The organism is Acinetobacter sp. YH12068_T, from assembly GCF_024606005.1.
GTDB classification, from domain to species: domain Bacteria; phylum Pseudomonadota; class Gammaproteobacteria; order Pseudomonadales; family Moraxellaceae; genus Acinetobacter; species Acinetobacter amyesii.
Window position 1 is genome coordinate 12102 of sequence record NZ_CP094557.1, and the last position, 17687, is coordinate 29788.

At 51.3% G+C, this 17687-nt stretch carries 12 protein-coding genes and 6 pseudogenes; 7 read left to right on the plus strand and 11 right to left on the minus strand.

Annotated features, from left to right (window positions below; genetic code table 11):
• Positions 1-76: 76 nt before the first annotated feature.
• From MST18_RS16160 to MST18_RS16180, 5 genes and pseudogenes are all read left to right on the plus strand, one after another.
• A complete protein-coding gene (locus MST18_RS16160) occupies positions 77-781 on the plus strand; it encodes an IS6-like element IS1006 family transposase (protein ID WP_001067784.1) in 705 nt (234 codons plus the stop codon).
• Positions 782-834: 53 nt separating this feature from the next.
• Positions 835-1740 (plus strand): annotated as a pseudogene (locus MST18_RS16165) (DUF3363 domain-containing protein); the annotation flags it as partial.
• Between the two features lie 216 nt (positions 1741-1956).
• Entirely contained in the window at positions 1957-3171 is a 1215-nt protein-coding gene (floR, locus tag MST18_RS16170; RefSeq protein ID WP_000214122.1) for a chloramphenicol/florfenicol efflux MFS transporter FloR, read from the plus strand.
• Positions 3172-3198: 27 nt separating this feature from the next.
• Complete coding sequence (locus MST18_RS16175; protein ID WP_014386425.1) at positions 3199-4182, plus strand: LysR family transcriptional regulator; 984 nt, start codon at positions 3199-3201, stop codon at positions 4180-4182.
• 131 nt (positions 4183-4313) lie between these two features.
• Positions 4314-4562, plus strand: a pseudogene (locus MST18_RS16180) (conjugal transfer protein TraG); the annotation flags it as partial.
• On the opposite strand, the pseudogene MST18_RS16185 reads toward MST18_RS16180, so the two are convergent.
• A pseudogene (locus MST18_RS16185) lies at positions 4553-5113 on the minus strand (tyrosine-type recombinase/integrase); the annotation flags it as partial. The pseudogenes MST18_RS16180 and MST18_RS16185 sit on opposite strands and share 10 nt — an antisense overlap.
• A 634-nt stretch (positions 5114-5747) precedes the next feature.
• Positions 5748-6838, minus strand: a protein-coding gene (locus tag MST18_RS16190; protein ID WP_085940648.1) for an IS4-like element ISAba1 family transposase whose coding sequence is annotated in 2 segments (ribosomal slippage) — positions 5748-6298 and positions 6298-6838 — 1092 coding nt in all. Because the reading frame shifts where the segments join, the coding sequence is not laid out codon by codon here.
• 89 nt (positions 6839-6927) lie between these two features.
• Here MST18_RS16190 and sul2 point away from each other — a divergent pair.
• Both sul2 and glmM read left to right on the plus strand, forming a co-directional pair.
• Positions 6928-7743, plus strand: a complete 816-nt coding sequence (gene sul2, locus MST18_RS16195; RefSeq protein WP_001043260.1) for a sulfonamide-resistant dihydropteroate synthase Sul2 — start codon at positions 6928-6930, stop codon at positions 7741-7743.
• An 86-nt stretch (positions 7744-7829) separates the two neighbouring features.
• Positions 7830-8072 (plus strand): annotated as a pseudogene (gene glmM, locus MST18_RS16200) (phosphoglucosamine mutase); the annotation flags it as partial.
• 235 nt (positions 8073-8307) lie between these two features.
• Here glmM and MST18_RS16205 read toward each other — a convergent pair.
• The 9 genes and pseudogenes from MST18_RS16205 to MST18_RS16245 form a co-directional block, all read right to left on the minus strand.
• Positions 8308-9801 carry an IS91-like element ISVsa3 family transposase gene (locus tag MST18_RS16205; RefSeq protein WP_015344975.1) on the minus strand — a complete coding sequence of 498 codons (1494 nt, stop codon included), beginning with the start codon at positions 9799-9801 and terminating at the stop codon, positions 8308-8310.
• Positions 9802-9912: 111 nt separating this feature from the next.
• Positions 9913-10389: pseudogene (locus MST18_RS16210) on the minus strand (GMP synthase (glutamine-hydrolyzing)); the annotation flags it as partial.
• 56 nt (positions 10390-10445) lie between these two features.
• Positions 10446-11306 carry a macrolide hydrolase EstT gene (gene estT, locus MST18_RS16215; RefSeq protein ID WP_180134034.1) on the minus strand — a complete coding sequence of 287 codons (861 nt, stop codon included), beginning with the start codon at positions 11304-11306 and terminating at the stop codon, positions 10446-10448.
• 17 nt (positions 11307-11323) lie between these two features.
• Positions 11324-12460, minus strand: coding sequence for a tetracycline-inactivating monooxygenase Tet(X) (tet(X), locus tag MST18_RS16220; RefSeq protein ID WP_044502094.1), 1137 nt, complete (start codon positions 12458-12460; stop codon positions 11324-11326).
• Between the two features lie 46 nt (positions 12461-12506).
• The gene (locus MST18_RS16225) at positions 12507-12860 is read right to left on the minus strand and encodes a hypothetical protein (RefSeq protein ID WP_218948403.1); all 354 of its coding nucleotides are present in this window, start codon (positions 12858-12860) and stop codon (positions 12507-12509) included.
• 545 nt (positions 12861-13405) lie between these two features.
• Positions 13406-14899: an IS91-like element ISVsa3 family transposase gene (locus tag MST18_RS16230; RefSeq protein ID WP_015344975.1), complete on the minus strand. Its 1494-nt coding sequence runs from the start codon at positions 14897-14899 to the stop codon at positions 13406-13408.
• A 111-nt stretch (positions 14900-15010) separates the two neighbouring features.
• Entirely contained in the window at positions 15011-15316 is a 306-nt protein-coding gene (locus MST18_RS16235; protein ID WP_001255015.1) for a LysR family transcriptional regulator, read from the minus strand.
• Between the two features lie 27 nt (positions 15317-15343).
• Positions 15344-16306: pseudogene (gene floR, locus MST18_RS16240) on the minus strand (chloramphenicol/florfenicol efflux MFS transporter FloR); the annotation flags it as partial.
• Between the two features lie 74 nt (positions 16307-16380).
• The gene (locus MST18_RS16245) at positions 16381-17256 is read right to left on the minus strand and encodes an SDR family oxidoreductase (protein WP_078081115.1); all 876 of its coding nucleotides are present in this window, start codon (positions 17254-17256) and stop codon (positions 16381-16383) included.
• Positions 17257-17687 lie beyond the last annotated feature (431 nt).

Below are 17687 nucleotides of genomic sequence, written 5' to 3' on the forward strand. Positions count from 1 at the left end.
AACTGGCTTTTTATGGCACTGTTGCAAATAACCACGAATGGTAAGCTGAAGACTGTTTTAGCTAAAGGTGCAGCATATGAATCCTTTCCATGGTCGGCATTTTCAGGGCGAAATCATTCTTTGGGCTGTGCGCTGGTATTGTAAATATGGCATTAGCTATCGTGAACTGCAGGAAATGCTGGCCGAACGGGGTGTGAATGTTGATCACACGACTATTTACCGTTGGGTTCAACGTTATGCTCCTGAAATAGAAAAACGTTTACGCTGGTATTGGCGTAATCCTACAGATCTGAGCTCGTGGCATATTGATGAAACCTATGTAAAAGTGAATGGACGATGGTCTTATCTGTATCGTGCAGTCGATCAACGTGGCGATACCATTGATTTTTATCTTTCTTCTAGACGTAATACCAAATCAGCATATTGTTTTCTTGGAAAAATTTTAAATAATGTGAAGAAGTGGCAAATTCCACAAGTGATCAACACGGATAAAGCACCCACATATGGACGTGCTTTATCACGGTTAAAACGGGAAGGTAAATGTCCACCAGACCTTGAGCACAGGCAGATTAAGTATAAAAATAACGTGATTGAATGTGATCATGGCAAGCTAAAGCGGATCATCAGGGCCACATTAGGATTCAAATCTATGAAGACGGCTTATGCCACAATTAAAGGTATTGAAGTCATGCGTGCACTACGTAAAGGACAAGCATCGTCATTTTATTATGGTCAGCCTCAGGGTGAAGTGTGTCTAATCAACAGGGTTTTCGGTCTCTAAGTACTTTTTAAAGGGAACATCATCGACTCAAATCTCTATTTGCAACAGTGCCCGACGAACTGGGGGAGAACCTGACCGTTGTGGTGGACGGCATCGACGGCCGCACGCACCACATCGCCGGCATCGCGCTCGAGCGGCTCGAGGACGCCCGCATCGGCAGCGTCGTCCAGCTCGGCCCCGCCGAGGCGGCAGCCCGGCCGTCCGACCGCACCATTACCGCCATTGCAAAGGACGGCATCTATCGGCCGAGCCGCCATCTGGAGCAGGCCAAGTTCGAGGGCCGCGTTCCAGGCGGCGACTATGAGGGCTATGTCGATGCCCATGTGCGCCGGCTGGAGGCGCTACGCCGGGCCGGTATCGTCGAGCGGATCGACGCCGACCAATGGCGCATCCCCGATGATCTGGTCAGCCGTGCCGCCGCCCATGACGCCGGCCGAGACAGTCAGGCCAGCGTTCGCGTCCTTTCCCCGGTCGATCTGAACAAACAGATCGGATCGGACGGCGCGACCTGGCTGGACCGGCGGCTGATCCACGGCGAGACGGCCGACCTTGCGCCAACCGGCTTCGGGCAACAAGTCCGCGAAGCCATGGACCAGCGCCGCGAGCACCATATCGAACAGGGCGACGCCACCCGCAGCCGGGACAGCCGCGTCTTCTACCGGCGCAACCTTCTCGCCATCCTGCGGGAGCGCGAGGTAGCCGGCGTCGGATCGGATATGGCTTTGAGTAAGGGCCTGCCGTTCCGCGCCGCCACGGACGGCGAGAGCGTCAGCGGCAAGTTTACCGGAACCGTGCATCTATCGAGCGGCAAGTTCGCCGTGGTCGAGAAATCCCATGAGTTCACCCTTGTCCCGTGGCGGCCGATCATCGACCGCCAACTCGGCCGCGAGGTTATGGGCATCGTGCAGGGCGGGTCGGTGTCGTGGCAGTTAGGGCGGCAGAGGGGGCTGGAACGCTGAGTGCGCCCATGCCGCATTGCGAAGCAAAAGATAATCGGATAAAATGTAGCAATTCATATTCGTAAGCGTGGAGTAATCAGATGGGAAATTCCAAGTCAGCAGACAAGTAAGCCGCAACAACCAGTATTGTTGTTGCGGCGCTCTGTAAGGCTAGTCTCATCTGATTGCTGACGAGCAGACGTCGCCCGGTATTCCTTAATCGAGGGTTGATTCGTCATGACCACCACACGCCCCGCGTGGGCCTATACGCTGCCGGCAGCACTGCTGCTGATGGCTCCTTTCGACATCCTCGCTTCACTGGCGATGGATATTTATCTCCCTGTCGTTCCAGCGATGCCCGGCATCCTGAACACGACGCCCGCTATGATCCAACTCACGTTGAGCCTCTATATGGTGATGCTCGGCGTGGGCCAGGTGATTTTTGGTCCGCTCTCAGACAGAATCGGGCGACGGCCAATTCTACTTGCGGGCGCAACGGCTTTCGTCATTGCGTCTCTGGGAGCAGCTTGGTCTTCAACTGCACCGGCCTTTGTCGCTTTCCGTCTACTTCAAGCAGTGGGCGCGTCGGCCATGCTGGTGGCGACGTTCGCGACGGTTCGCGACGTTTATGCCAACCGTCCTGAGGGTGTCGTCATCTACGGCCTTTTCAGTTCGATGCTGGCGTTCGTGCCTGCGCTCGGCCCTATCGCCGGAGTATTGATCGGCGAGTTCTTGGGATGGCAGGCGATATTCATTACTTTGGCTATACTGGCGATGCTCGCACTCCTAAATGCGGGTTTCAGGTGGCACGAAACCCGCCCTCTGGATCAAGTCAAGACGCGCCGATCTGTCTTGCCGATCTTCGCGAGTCCGGCTTTTTGGGTTTACACTGTCGGCTTTAGCGCCGGTATGGGCACCTACTTCGTCTTCTTCTCGACGGCTCCCCGTGTGCTCATAGGCCAAGCGGAATATTCCGAGATCGGATTCAGCTTTGCCTTCGCCACTGTCGCGCTTGTAATGATCGTGACAACCCGTTTCGCGAAGTCCTTTGTCGCCAGATGGGGCATCGCAGGATGCGTGGCGCGTGGGATGGCGTTGCTTGTTTGCGGAGCGGTCCTGTTGGGGATCGGCGAACTTTACGGCTCGCCGTCATTCCTCACCTTCATCCTACCGATGTGGGTTGTCGCGGTCGGTATTGTCTTCACGGTGTCCGTTACCGCGAACGGCGCTTTGGCAGAGTTCGACGACATCGCGGGATCAGCGGTCGCGTTCTACTTCTGCGTTCAAAGCCTGATAGTCAGCATTGTCGGGACATTGGCGGTGGCACTTTTAAACGGTGACACAGCGTGGCCCGTGATCTGTTACGCCACGGCGATGGCGGTACTGGTTTCGTTGGGGCTGGTGCTCCTTCGGCTCCGTGGGGCTGCCACCGAGAAGTCGCCAGTCGTCTAACCGACGACTGGTAGCAGGCCCGCTCCGATGCGGCGCACTAACCATCGAAACCTCGTGAATGTCGGTATCCTGTCTGGCAGGATACCGCTCATTTCCCTTGTTCAGTTCATCGCCGTCGCCGAGCATCTGAATTTTCGGCATGCGGCCAAGGCACTTGGTATCAGCCAGTCGAGCGTCAGCGCGCGTGTGAAAGCGCTGGAGGATAACCTTGGTGTCCTGCTATTTGAGCGCCATGCGCGGGGCGTTCGGCTAACAGACGCAGGCAGGCACTTCATGGAGCGTGTCACGGCGGGTGTCGATCAACTCGATCACGCAGTGAAGACCGCAGGCATGACAGCTCAAGGAGAATACGGCCGGCTTCGCATCGGCATCCATGCCTTAATCCCACGCAGCTTTCTCACGGAGCTGATCCGTCATTATCGGGAAGAACATACGGGCATTGAGGTTGAGATCACCGAAGGCACAGCCCGCGATGCGGTGATGCAGCTTCGTGCTGACCAGCTCGACGTGGTGTTCGTCGCGGGCAAGCCCGAGATGCCCGACTGCCATACCCGACCGATCTGGACCGAACCGCTGGTGGCCGTGCTATCGGATGGGCATCGCCTCGCCGGGCAGTCCGCAATCACTTGGTCCGATCTGGTCGGCGAGACTTTCATTGTTCGCTATGGTGGCACCGGCCCGCAGGTCCATGACCATATCGTGCTGCGCCTTGCCGGGCGTTGGCCCGCACCGTCGATCCGGCGCTTTGATGTGGGGCGCGACACGCTGCTATCTATGGTCGGACAAGGCTTCGGCATCACTATCGTCGGCGAGGCAACGTCATTGTTGCCGACGACCGGCATCGTCTTCCTGCCCTTCCTCGATGAACCGGAGCCGGTTGCCTTTACAGCCGTCTGGTCGCCGTTCAATCGCAACTCCGCACTGAAAAATCTACTCAACCTCGCAGGCAAAATGAAGCGTGACGGCGATTCGCCCAATCGTTTCCTGGATGGCACTCGACCGGCACGATAACGGCACAGGCGATCCATCCTATTTGCCGCCGATAGTATCCGGCAGCCCTCCGGCATCCTCTTTCCTGTTGCCCGTCCCGATTTTGCCTACTCTCTGATCGGCTCCGTCTCTTTTGCCGACTGGAGCCTGCATTGCGCGGAGGCCGAATCCTTTGGGGTCAGATCGCCGTAGTCATCACCATCGTTCTGGTGATGACGTGGGCGGCGACGCAATGGGTTGCCTTTCGCCTCGGCTTCCAGCCCCAGCTTGGAGCGCCATGGTTCGATCTGGCGGGCCTGCCGGTCTATTATCCGCCGGCCTTCTTCTGGTGGTGGTTTTCCTTCGACGCCTACGCGCCCGCTATCTTCGTCGAGGGCGGCATCATCGCGGTATCGGCCGGGTTCGGCACCTTTTCCCCGTGCAGGATCGCGAAGGCATAAACGAGCTTCACAATGTCGCGGACGTGGACGGCTGTTGCCGGGGCTCCCCGTGCCTTCACCTTGGCGCACATGGCGCGGAGATCGTCGGGGCTGATTTCCGTCAGCAGACGATTCCGAAAGGTCGGAAGAATGTCCCGCTCATAGATCGAGCGGCGCATCGCGCGGGTGCTGTCGGCCATCTTCGCCTCCAGCAACCAGCGTTCGCCAAACTCGCCGAAGCTCTTTGCCTCTTTGATGCGGCGCTTCTCGCGTTGCTTCTCTCGGGCGGGCGACCGTCCTTCAAGTATGGCGCGCTTGGCGTCGATCAGTTTCTCGCGCGCCCGCGCCAGCGACAGGTCGGAAGCGCCGTAGCGGCCCAGCGTCAAAGTCTCCCGACGCCCGTTGAGGCGGTAGTCATACCGGAACACGACCGCCCCCGAGGGATTGACCACGACGTACATACCGTCACGGTCTACGACCTTATATAATTTATTCTTTGGCTTCAGTGCTTTGATGCCAGCGTCAGTCAGCATTTCGACCCTCCGAGATCGTTCAAAAACGCCTGAGAGCCGCCCGATATACCGTCAGGCCCAAATTGGCCTACCTGAATGGCAAATTTCCTATTATTATCAAGGGAATAAGACAGAAAAAATACCGTCAGAAGCTCTCTTACCCCTGACGGTATATTCGTTTTGGCGATGCGGCAAGAGTCGCCATACCGTCAGCCATACCGTCTATTGCGAGGCTTGCCCCGCGATAGACCGCGATAGACGGCAGTATATTTAATTAATGATTTCAGTTACTTGCGTGCGGTGATCGGCGGCCGCCGGCGGCGTTCGGATAGGCCCGAATTATTCCCACTTTATTGTAAACAAGACATTTTTATCTTTTATATTCAATGGCTTATTTTCCTGCTAATTGGTAATACCATGAAAAATACCATGCTCAGAAAAGGCTTAACAATATTTTGAAAAATTGCCTACTGAGCGCTGCCGCACAGCTCCATAGGCCGCTTTCCTGGCTTTGCTTCCAGATGTATGCTCTTCTGCTCCTGCAGCTAATGGATCACCGCAAACAGGTTACTCGCCTGGGGATTCCCTTTCGACCCGAGCATCCGTATGAGACTCATGCTCGATTATTATTATTATACTCTGTACACGACAAATTTCACAGAACCCTTATCCTATCAGGATTCTGCTTTCTTAAAATTGCCAAAATTTCCTTAAACTCTTCTTTTTTCCCAAAACCAATTAAACGCTGAATCGCCATTTGAACATAGTCTAAACCATAGCGAAATAAACTCATTGAGAGTCGTCCATGCTTCTTTATTTTTATCGCTTTTTTTTGATTATGTTGCCATTCACCCGTTAAGTAACACCAACAGAAGCTTATAGCTAACACCGCAATCAATTTTTTCACTCGTCTAGGGTCTGTCAAGCGCGTATTTTCAAGATTAAACCCGCGTCCTTTGAGACAACTGAATAAGGTTTCAATTTCCCAGCGTAATGCATAATCCTGAATAGCATTGGCATTAAACTGAGGAGAAACGACGAGTAAAAGCTCTCCATTTTCTAACTGTAGTGCACTTATATATAGTTTCACCCGACCAACCAAAATCCGTCGTTTACGACATTCAATTTGACCAACTTTAAGATGGCGAAATAAATCACTAATTTTATGATTCTTTCCTAAATGATTGGTGACAATGAAGTTTTTTTAACACGAATGCAGAAGTTGATGTCTTGTTCAATTAACCATGTAAACCACTGCTCACCGATAAACTCTCTGTCTGCGAACACATTCACAATACGGTCTTTACCAAAAATGGCTATAAAGCGTTGAATCAAAGCAATACGCTCTTTCGTATCTGAATTTCCACGTTTATTAAGCAATGTCCAAAGGATAGGTATCGCTATTCCACGATAAACGATTGCGAGCATCAGGATATTAATATTTCGTTTTCCCCATTTCCAATTGGTTCTATCTAAAGTCAGTTGCACTTGGTCGAATGAAAACATATTGAAAATCAACTGAGAAATTTGACGATAATCAAAATACTGACCTGCAAAGAAGCGCTGCATACGTCGATAAAATGATTGTGGTAAACACTTGATGGGCAAGGCTTTAGATGCAGAAGAAAGATTACATGTTTGCTTTAAAATAATCACAAGCATGATGAGCGCAAAGCACTTTAAATGTGACTTGTTCCATTTTAGAGATTTGTTTAAGATAAGATATAACTCATTGAGATGTGTCATAGTATTCGTCGTTAGAAAACAATTATTGTGACATTATTTCAATGAGTTATCTATTTTTGTCGTGTACAGAGATTATTATAGAAGCCCCCATGAATAAATCGCTCATCATTTTCGGCATCGTCAACATAACCTCGGACAGTTTCTCCGATGGAGGCCGGTATCTGGCGCCAGACGCAGCCATTGCGCAGGCGCGTAAGCTGATGGCCGAGGGGGCAGATGTGATCGACCTCGGTCCGGCATCCAGCAATCCCGACGCCGCGCCTGTTTCGTCCGACACAGAAATCGCGCGTATCGCGCCGGTGCTGGACGCGCTCAAGGCAGATGGCATTCCCGTCTCGCTCGACAGTTATCAACCCGCGACGCAAGCCTATGCCTTGTCGCGTGGTGTGGCCTATCTCAATGATATTCGCGGTTTTCCAGACGCTGCGTTCTATCCGCAATTGGCGAAATCATCTGCCAAACTCGTCGTTATGCATTCGGTGCAAGACGGGCAGGCAGATCGGCGCGAGGCACCCGCTGGCGACATCATGGATCACATTGCGGCGTTCTTTGACGCGCGCATCGCGGCGCTGACGGGTGCCGGTATCAAACGCAACCGCCTTGTCCTTGATCCCGGCATGGGGTTTTTTCTGGGGGCTGCTCCCGAAACCTCGCTCTCGGTGCTGGCGCGGTTCGATGAATTGCGGCTGCGCTTCGATTTGCCGGTGCTTCTGTCTGTTTCGCGCAAATCCTTTCTGCGCGCGCTCACAGGCCGTGGTCCGGGGGATGTCGGGGCCGCGACACTCGCTGCAGAGCTTGCCGCCGCCGCAGGTGGAGCTGACTTCATCCGCACACACGAGCCGCGCCCCTTGCGCGACGGGCTGGCGGTATTGGCGGCGCTGAAAGAAACCGCAAGAATTCGTTAACTGCACATTCGGGATATTTCTCTATATTCGCGGTTCAGCAGGCATGTCCCCTTTGAGGGCGACCCGACGACAGGATAATCGACCTTATGGTGCGCAAATATTTCGGCACAGACGGTATTCGTGGCAAAGCCAACGAAGGCGCGATGACGGCGGAAACCGCCTTGCGCGTCGGCATGGCGGCTGGCCGTGTCTTTCGTCGCGGTGACCACCGCCATCGTGTCGTGATCGGCAAGGATACGCGCCTGTCGGGCTATATGCTTGAACCCGCGCTCACAGCCGGTTTCACCTCGATGGGCATGGACGTATTCCTTTTTGGCCCGCTGCCGACAACGTATAGGAAGAATAAACGCCCTTTTCACCCAAGTCCAACAGCTTTGGACCGCAGTTGACTCTTTCGACACCCCTGCGATGCAACCCAATCCGGCTGACGGGGAGCCAGCAACGCTGAAAATTTACCCTCCTCTTTCCCACTAGCGGCTCCTTTTCCGACAACCAGCACGGCGGATCCCTGCCGCGGCGCTGTGAACGCAGCATTTTGATTGGTATCGTTGGCCTTCAGGCTCGTCAGTCAAACAGACCCAGGAGCAGCTCAGCCGGTGGCGCCCGGCTTTCGGGTAACGCCCTGGTCCCGCTGGTTTCGGCTTTGTGCTTCAGGTGATCAAGGATCTGCTTGATCACTATAGGGTCTTCAATGCAGGCGATGACTTTCATGGCGCCGCCGCAGCCGCTGCAGGTCTCGATGTCGATATTGAAAACACGCTTGAGCCGTTGCGCCCATGTCATCGACGCTCGCCGTTGTGCTGGTGTTGCCGGTTCATCAGCCACCCTGACCTTGTTGCCCCTGCCCCGTTTTGCCGGCGTGACCAACGCCCGGTGCCGACTGTTGGGTGCGAACACCCCGTGGAAGCGGGTTAGGTTGACTCTGGGCTTCGGTACCAGGGCGGCCAGCCTTGCAATGAAATCCAATGGTTCGAAAATGACGTGCGTGGTGCCGTCCCGGTACGGCGTCTTGAGCTGGTAGCGCACGTTGCCGCCTCGTGTTAACGACAGCCGCTTCTCGGATACCGCCGGGCGGCTGATGTACCGGCACAGCCGTTCGAGCTTCTTGCGTTCATCGGCCCTGGCCGCCACGCCGGCGTGCAGGCTGAACCCGGCTACCTTGCCAATCCCGTCACCGAACGGATCACCACTGGTCGGCAGAGTTTGCAAAGTGAACACCTTTCGCCCCGCCTGTGAACCGACAGCGATACGGTAAGTGATCGAGTGCCCCAGCAGGGGTGTCATCGGGTCGTCATCCACCGCATCCGAGGCCAGATAGCTGTTTTCGACATCCCGTTCCAGCAGGCCTTGCCGTTCCAGATAGCGACCCACCCGGTGGGCGATGGTGTGCGTCAGCTGGGTGAGCTCTGGGCTGGTCGGCGCCTTGACCCAGCGGAAACGCGCTGAGCCGTGGGATTGCTCGACATACACACCGTCGAGAAACAGCATGTGGAAGTGAACATTCAGATTGAGCGCCGATCCAAAACGCTGGATCAGGGTGACCGCGCCCGTCTTGGCCACTTGGTGGGTATGGCCCGCTTTCTTGACCAGGTGCGTGGCAATGACGCGGTAAACGATGCCCAGCACCCACCCCATGATCTCGGGCCGGCTGGCAAACAGGAAACGCAGCTGAAACGGGAAGCTCAACACCCACTGACGCATGGGTTGTTCAGGCAGTACTTCATCAACCAGCAAGGCGGCACTTTCGGCCATCCGCCGCGCCCCACAGCTCGGGCAGAAACCGCGACGCTTACAGCTGAAAGCGACCAGGTGCTCGGCGTGGCAAGACTCGCAGCGAACCCGTAGAAAGCCATGCTCCAGCCGCCCGCATTGGAGAAATTCTTCAAATTCCCGTTGCACATAGCCCGGCAATTCCTTTCCCTGCTCTGCCATAAGCGCAGCGAATGCCGGGTAATACTCGTCAACGATCTGATAGAGAAGGGTTTGCTCGGGTCGGTGGCTCTGGTAACGACCAGTATCCCGATCCCGGCTGGCCGTCCTGGCCGCCACATGAGGCATGTTCCGCGTCCTTGCAATACTGTGTTTACATACAGTCTATCGCTTAGCGGAAAGTTCTTTTACCCTCAGCCGAAATGCCTGCCGTTGCTAGACATTGCCAGCCAGTGCCCGTCACTCCCACTCAATAGTTGCCGGCGGCTTTGAGGAAACATCGTAGGTTACCCGCGAAATACCGGGAATCTCATTAATGATGCGGCTAGAAACCGTTTCTAAAAACTCATACGGCAAGTGTGCCCAGCGCGCTGTCATAAAATCGATAGTTTCTACTGCGCGCAATGCCACCACATACTCATAGCGGCGGGCATCGCCCACTACGCCAACCGACTTCACTGGCAAGAATACAGCGAAGGCTTGGCTGGTTTTGTGATACAGGTCAGCGGCATACAGCTCTTCGATAAAGATGGCATCAGCCAAGCGCAACCTGTCGGCATATTCTTTTTTTACTTCGCCAAGAATACGCACACCCAAGCCAGGGCCAGGGAAGGGATGACGGTAAACCATGTCGTAGGGCAGACCTAACTCCATACCGATCTTGCGCACCTCATCTTTAAACAGCTCGCGCAGCGGCTCCACCAGCTTGAGCGTCATAACACATTGATATTAGCTTCAATCTCTAAACCGTTGATTTGGAAATACATAATACCCTATTTGTTCATTCTTTTGTTATTTGTTGTATGTTGCGTTATTCCATCAATAATTTTATTCCAATCTTCGAAATGTAGTTCGTGTCCGGTTCCATCAAGCGTTATTAGTTTTGAGCCGTTTATCTTTTCAAGTAAAACTGCTGAATTCTTAAAATGACATATTTTATCGTCCGTTCCGTGTACAATTAAGGTTGGTTGATTGATTTCGCTCAATCTGTTCCAGTATTCTTCACCACCTTGCAGTGCCGCATGATTGAACATACTTATATAGTTATTAGCTCTTTTAAATTCGGCTCTAATCAGTTTTTCACTTCTTTGTTTGTCAAATTGTTTCCTGCCGCTCATCAATTCAGCACCTTGAATTAAATAATTTGCCACACTGTCTTCATTTGTCCAATCTACGGTTTCAGCTTTTCCGTGAAAATCTAAAATACGCGTATCCATTTCAGGAATTGTGGGGTCTGAGTCGCCCCAAGGACCTGATGAGATTAGTGTTATTGAACTTACCCTGTCGGCATATTTTATTGATGCTATTTGAGAAATCAGTCCGCCCAGTGAAATTCCCACAAAATTGGCTTTGACTATTTTATAGCCGTCCAAAATTGAAATAGCATCATGGGTTAAGTCAACAATATCATAGGGGGTTGAACCCGGTTCGTAATTAGTAGATTTTCCTACGTCCCTATTGTCGTAGCGAATAACAAAAAATCCCTTTTCAGATAGTTTCTGGCAAAATTCAGCATCCCAATACAACATGGATACCGTTGCTCCCGCAATCAAGAGTATTGCCGGATCTTTTTCACATCCAAAACTTTCGGTAAAAAGTCTTATTCCGTTTTTTTTAACTATTTTCTCTTTCATTTCCTCGCCTTTCTGTTTTATAGATTCATTAGTTTTTGGAAAGAAAAGTCGAGGCTGAACATTTCCGTTTCGTTTATTATTGATTCTGCCTGTGCTTCTCTTCCATAAGCAAACATTTGCTGTTCATAATTTTCAATAGCCTCTTCAATGCTGTTAAATTTCCCATTGGTCAGATTATCCGACAATATCAAGGCATCCATCAACCCACTGTTTACGCCTTGTCCTGCAAAAGGAGGCATCAAATGAGCAGCATCTCCAATCATCGTTATGGGTAATGGACGCTTACTTTTCCAAGACTTATCTAAGGGAAATATTCGTGTCGCTAACCCTACAAAAGATGATGTCAAACGAATCAGTTCTTTGTAGCGTTCGTCCCAATCGGAAAATTTTTTCAGGAGAAAATCAACGACACTATTTCTGTCTTGAAAATCTACCCGCGTTTTGCTTTTCCATTCATCAGGTGTTTTAAAACTTATTCCAAAATGCAATGCACCATTATTATTAGGATTCGCAAATAATAAATTACCTTGATGAGCAGCCATTAGCCGGTTTCCATTGCAAAGCTGAAAAAATCCAGGACAGTTCACCTCCGGTTGATGAATATCGGCTTGTATATTGAAAGTACCTGTTTCTTCAACTTCCGTGTCGGTAACAAATTTTCTTACTTTAGACATTCCACCATTGGCAATAATAACCAGATCTGCTGTTTCACTCGATTTATCCTCAAAAGTTAGTATCCACTTCTCCTTATCAGGTTCAAGGGTAACAAGTTTTCTATCCCAAATGACGGTATCATTTTGTAAACTATTTAATAGGATAGTCCTTAAGTCATTTCTGTTTATTTCAGGATTGTCAAAACGATTTTCGGGTCTTACATTTTTTGTGGTTAAAATATTGCCCTTTTCATCAACAATATTTACACCCATTGGTAAAGCTAAGTCATAATAAGTTTGTAACAATCCCGCTCTTTTCATTGCTTCCTGTCCCGAATCCCTGTGCAGATCAAGTGTCCCACCAAAAATCCTTGCATCTTGGTCTTTGTCTCTCTCGTAAACTGTAATGTCCACGCCGTTTTGCTGTAACAATCTCGCCATTGTTAATCCAACAGGCCCGGCACCAATTATTGTAATTTTTTTATGTTTTAATAAAGTCATATTCTTGTTCGCTGGTTTTAATGTCAACTAATGTCTGTCAATTTAATCACTTTTTTTTTTTAAATTCAAACACGGATTTTCCTGATAACTTTAGCTTTTGCCCTTTTTTTAAGCCGTTCGGAAAGTCAATTGCTAAAATTGCTGTATAATCAATTTCTATTTCAGTGCTGTTGTCAAAATGCCTAAACGATTTAACTGTCTGTGTTCTCTTTGCAAAGTATGTTTTTGCTGTTTCTGCCTGTTGTTTAAACGCTGTTAACCCTTTCAGCGATAACCTTATATCATTATTTTGAATGTTTTCAAAAACAATATTATCGTCAAGGTCTGCAACCATTTTTTTGATATCAAATTGGTTGTATCCATCGATGTAGTTATTGATGATGTTTACTCTGTCGGTCATATTTTGTAATTATTTATCGGTTACATATTGGTGTTGTCTGTAGGTTGTTCTACGATAATTGCCAACTTTTAACTTCTATACGAAGGAACATGTTGGGATACTTGAACTTTCGATTTAGCGCCAACACGAGCAAACCGAAGTTAGCACCTACTCTCTATTCAGCATATTTTTTAAAAATACTTGTGGCAATGTGTCCGCCAAAACCAAAAGTATTACTCATTGCGTAATTCACTTGCCGTTGTTGTGATTGGTGTAACGTCAAGTTAAATATATCCCTATATTCAGGTTCAATATCTACCGAATTGATTGTACGTACAGGAAGAATAAACGCCCTTTTCACCCAAGTCCAACAGCTTTGGACCGCAGTTGACTCTTTCGACACCCCTGCGATGCAACCCAATCCGGCTGACGGGGAGCCAGCAACGCTGAAAATTTACCCTCCTCTTTCCCACTAGCGGCTCCTTTTCCGACAACCAGCACGGCGGATCCCTGCCGCGGCGCTGTGAACGCAGCATTTTGATTGGTATCGTTGGCCTTCAGGCTCGTCAGTCAAACAGACCCAGGAGCAGCTCAGCCGGTGGCGCCCGGCTTTCGGGTAACGCCCTGGTCCCGCTGGTTTCGGCTTTGTGCTTCAGGTGATCAAGGATCTGCTTGATCACTATAGGGTCTTCAATGCAGGCGATGACTTTCATGGCGCCGCCGCAGCCGCTGCAGGTCTCGATGTCGATATTGAAAACACGCTTGAGCCGTTGCGCCCATGTCATCGACGCTCGCCGTTGTGCTGGTGTTGCCGGTTCATCAGCCACCCTGACCTTGTTGCCCCTGCCCCGTTTTGCCGGCGTGACCAACGCCCGGTGCCGACTGTTGGGTGCGAACACCCCGTGGAAGCGGGTTAGGTTGACTCTGGGCTTCGGTACCAGGGCGGCCAGCCTTGCAATGAAATCCAATGGTTCGAAAATGACGTGCGTGGTGCCGTCCCGGTACGGCGTCTTGAGCTGGTAGCGCACGTTGCCGCCTCGTGTTAACGACAGCCGCTTCTCGGATACCGCCGGGCGGCTGATGTACCGGCACAGCCGTTCGAGCTTCTTGCGTTCATCGGCCCTGGCCGCCACGCCGGCGTGCAGGCTGAACCCGGCTACCTTGCCAATCCCGTCACCGAACGGATCACCACTGGTCGGCAGAGTTTGCAAAGTGAACACCTTTCGCCCCGCCTGTGAACCGACAGCGATACGGTAAGTGATCGAGTGCCCCAGCAGGGGTGTCATCGGGTCGTCATCCACCGCATCCGAGGCCAGATAGCTGTTTTCGACATCCCGTTCCAGCAGGCCTTGCCGTTCCAGATAGCGACCCACCCGGTGGGCGATGGTGTGCGTCAGCTGGGTGAGCTCTGGGCTGGTCGGCGCCTTGACCCAGCGGAAACGCGCTGAGCCGTGGGATTGCTCGACATACACACCGTCGAGAAACAGCATGTGGAAGTGAACATTCAGATTGAGCGCCGATCCAAAACGCTGGATCAGGGTGACCGCGCCCGTCTTGGCCACTTGGTGGGTATGGCCCGCTTTCTTGACCAGGTGCGTGGCAATGACGCGGTAAACGATGCCCAGCACCCACCCCATGATCTCGGGCCGGCTGGCAAACAGGAAACGCAGCTGAAACGGGAAGCTCAACACCCACTGACGCATGGGTTGTTCAGGCAGTACTTCATCAACCAGCAAGGCGGCACTTTCGGCCATCCGCCGCGCCCCACAGCTCGGGCAGAAACCGCGACGCTTACAGCTGAAAGCGACCAGGTGCTCGGCGTGGCAAGACTCGCAGCGAACCCGTAGAAAGCCATGCTCCAGCCGCCCGCATTGGAGAAATTCTTCAAATTCCCGTTGCACATAGCCCGGCAATTCCTTTCCCTGCTCTGCCATAAGCGCAGCGAATGCCGGGTAATACTCGTCAACGATCTGATAGAGAAGGGTTTGCTCGGGTCGGTGGCTCTGGTAACGACCAGTATCCCGATCCCGGCTGGCCGTCCTGGCCGCCACATGAGGCATGTTCCGCGTCCTTGCAATACTGTGTTTACATACAGTCTATCGCTTAGCGGAAAGTTCTTTTACCCTCAGCCGAAATGCCTGCCGTTGCTAGACATTGCCAGCCAGTGCCCGTCACTCCGCGGTCTTCACTGCGTGATCGAGTTGATCGACACCCGCCGTGACACGCTCCATGAAGTGCCTGCCTGCGTCTGTTAGCCGAACGCCCCGCGCATGGCGCTCAAATAGCAGGACACCAAGGTTATCCTCCAGCGCTTTCACACGCGCGCTGACGCTCGACTGGCTGATACCAAGTGCCTTGGCCGCATGCCGAAAATTCAGATGCTCGGCGACGGCGATGAACTGAACAAGGGAAATGAGCGGTATCCTGCCAGACAGGATACCGACATTCACGAGGTTTCGATGGTTAGTGCGCCGCATCGGAGCGGGCCTGCTACCAGTCGTCGGTTAGACGACTGGCGACTTCTCGGTGGCAGCCCCACGGAGCCGAAGGAGCACCAGCCCCAACGAAACCAGTACCGCCATCGCCGTGGCGTAACAGATCACGGGCCACGCTGTGTCACCGTTTAAAAGTGCCACCGCCAATGTCCCGACAATGCTGACTATCAGGCTTTGAACGCAGAAGTAGAACGCGACCGCTGATCCCGCGATGTCGTCGAACTCTGCCAAAGCGCCGTTCGCGGTAACGGACACCGTGAAGACAATACCGACCGCGACAACCCACATCGGTAGGATGAAGGTGAGGAATGACGGCGAGCCGTAAAGTTCGCCGATCCCCAACAGGACCGCTCCGCAAACAAGCAACGCCATCCCACGCGCCACGCATCCTGCGATGCCCCATCTGGCGACAAAGGACTTCGCGAAACGGGTTGTCACGATCATTACAAGCGCGACAGTGGCGAAGGCAAAGCTGAATCCGATCTCGGAATATTCCGCTTGGCCTATGAGCACACGGGGAGCCGTCGAGAAGAAGACGAAGTAGGTGCCCATACCGGCGCTAAAGCCGACAGTGTAAACCCAAAAAGCCGGACTCGCGAAGATCGGCAAGACAGATCGGCGCGTCTTGACTTGATCCAGAGGGCGGGTTTCGTGCCACCTGAAACCCGCATTTAGGAGTGCGAGCATCGCCAGTATAGCCAAAGTAATGAATATCGCCTGCCATCCCAAGAACTCGCCGATCAATACTCCGGCGATAGGGCCGAGCGCAGGCACGAACGCCAGCATCGAACTGAAAAGGCCGTAGATGACGACACCCTCAGGACGGTTGGCATAAACGTCGCGAACCGTCGCGAACGTCGCCACCAGCATGGCCGACGCGCCCACTGCTTGAAGTAGACGGAAAGCGACAAAGGCCGGTGCAGTTGAAGACCAAGCTGCTCCCAGAGACGCAATGACGAAAGCCGTTGCGCCCGGCGATTAAGTTAATAAACATATTAAATCATTAATTAGTTTTTGTAGTTTAGAGAGTTTATTTCTTAGGGTTTCTATTCCTCAATTATTCCGTATCCTTCTGGTGCAGGAATCCCATGTTCCGAAGAACGACTGACTGATTCCCACTCTTTCCATGTAAATATACGTTTTTCTGCATTTTCAACAGCTAAATCATATACAAGGCTTCCCAGAACTAATCGGAGAGGCGGATTCTCACTATTAACCAGTTTCATTATAGCTTCGGCGGCTAACTTAGGATCACTATCCACCGATTCGTTTGAATATTGTTGGGCCAACTTTTCACGTAATGAATCATACTCTTTTTTCTGTGTAGTAAAACTCATTTTTAAGTATAGATTCGTCCAGTAACCTCCAGGTTCTACGATAGATACTTTTATACCAAAATGTGCAGCTTCTTGTGCTAAAGCCTCGCTAAATCCTTCTAAAGCAAATTTACTAGCGCTATAGATTCCCGACATTGGACCACTAATCAGTCCACCAATACTAGATATCTGGATAATATGACCTGATTCTTGTGCCCGCAAGTACGGCATAACAGCTTGACTTACCCATACTGTACCGAAGAAATTAGTTTCCATTTGGCTTCTAACTTCATCTTCACTAAATTCTTCAATCATTCCCATTACCATATTCCCTGCATTGTTAATGACAATATCGAGTCTTCCAAAATGTTTAATGGCAGTTTCCACTGTAGTCGAAACAGCACTTCTATCAGTAACATCAAGACTTAAAGGAAGTAACATTCCTTCAAACTGGCATTTTAACTCATTCAGTTTTTCAATATTTCTAGCAACACCAACAACCTTCTCTCCTGACTCCAATGCTTTTTTTGTGAATTCGTATCCTAGTCCACTGCTTGCACCTGTAATAAACCACACACGTGTATTTTCATTGTTATTAAATGTCATAAATAATCTCCTCCATTAATCATGTAATATTGGTATCATTCAATACCAATTTAAAACAAACAAAATAAAGAGCACAGGCAATCTGCCTATGCTCTAAATATAGAAATATAAAATTTCAACAGGATTAATCCGATTGTTGGTATCACAAATAAGCCATCAAATTCATTGATGTACCCTTTTCTACGAAGTGTCATGGGAGATCTCCCTTTAAAATAAAAAAGAGGAAGATTCCTCTCCCCCTTTTTACTATAACCGTATAATAAAGGTTTCCTATACGTATAGGAAGAATAAACGCCCTTTTCACCCAAGTCCAACAGCTTTGGACCGCAGTTGACTCTTTCGACACCCCTGCGATGCAACCCAATCCGGCTGACGGGGAGCCAGCAACGCTGAAAATTTACCCTCCTCTTTCCCACTAGCGGCTCCTTTTC

What these genes read in the sequence shown, in the direction of transcription:
- estT (WP_180134034.1), bottom strand. Translation starts at nt 11,306, where the DNA reads ATGAAAGAGAAAATAGTTAAAAAAAACGGAATAAGACTTTTTACCGAA.
- MST18_RS16225 (WP_218948403.1), bottom strand. Translation starts at nt 12,860, where the DNA reads ATGACCGACAGAGTAAACATCATCAATAACTACATCGATGGATACAAC.
- floR (WP_000214122.1), top strand. Translation starts at nt 1,957, where the DNA reads ATGACCACCACACGCCCCGCGTGGGCCTATACGCTGCCGGCAGCACTG.
- MST18_RS16230 (WP_015344975.1), bottom strand. Translation starts at nt 14,899, where the DNA reads ATGCCTCATGTGGCGGCCAGGACGGCCAGCCGGGATCGGGATACTGGT.
- MST18_RS16235 (WP_001255015.1), bottom strand. Translation starts at nt 15,316, where the DNA reads ATGCGGCGCACTAACCATCGAAACCTCGTGAATGTCGGTATCCTGTCT.
- MST18_RS16160 (WP_001067784.1), top strand. Translation starts at nt 77, where the DNA reads ATGAATCCTTTCCATGGTCGGCATTTTCAGGGCGAAATCATTCTTTGG.
- MST18_RS16245 (WP_078081115.1), bottom strand. Translation starts at nt 17,256, where the DNA reads ATGACATTTAATAACAATGAAAATACACGTGTGTGGTTTATTACAGGT.
- sul2 (WP_001043260.1), top strand. Translation starts at nt 6,928, where the DNA reads ATGAATAAATCGCTCATCATTTTCGGCATCGTCAACATAACCTCGGAC.
- MST18_RS16205 (WP_015344975.1), bottom strand. Translation starts at nt 9,801, where the DNA reads ATGCCTCATGTGGCGGCCAGGACGGCCAGCCGGGATCGGGATACTGGT.
- MST18_RS16175 (WP_014386425.1), top strand. Translation starts at nt 3,199, where the DNA reads ATGCGGCGCACTAACCATCGAAACCTCGTGAATGTCGGTATCCTGTCT.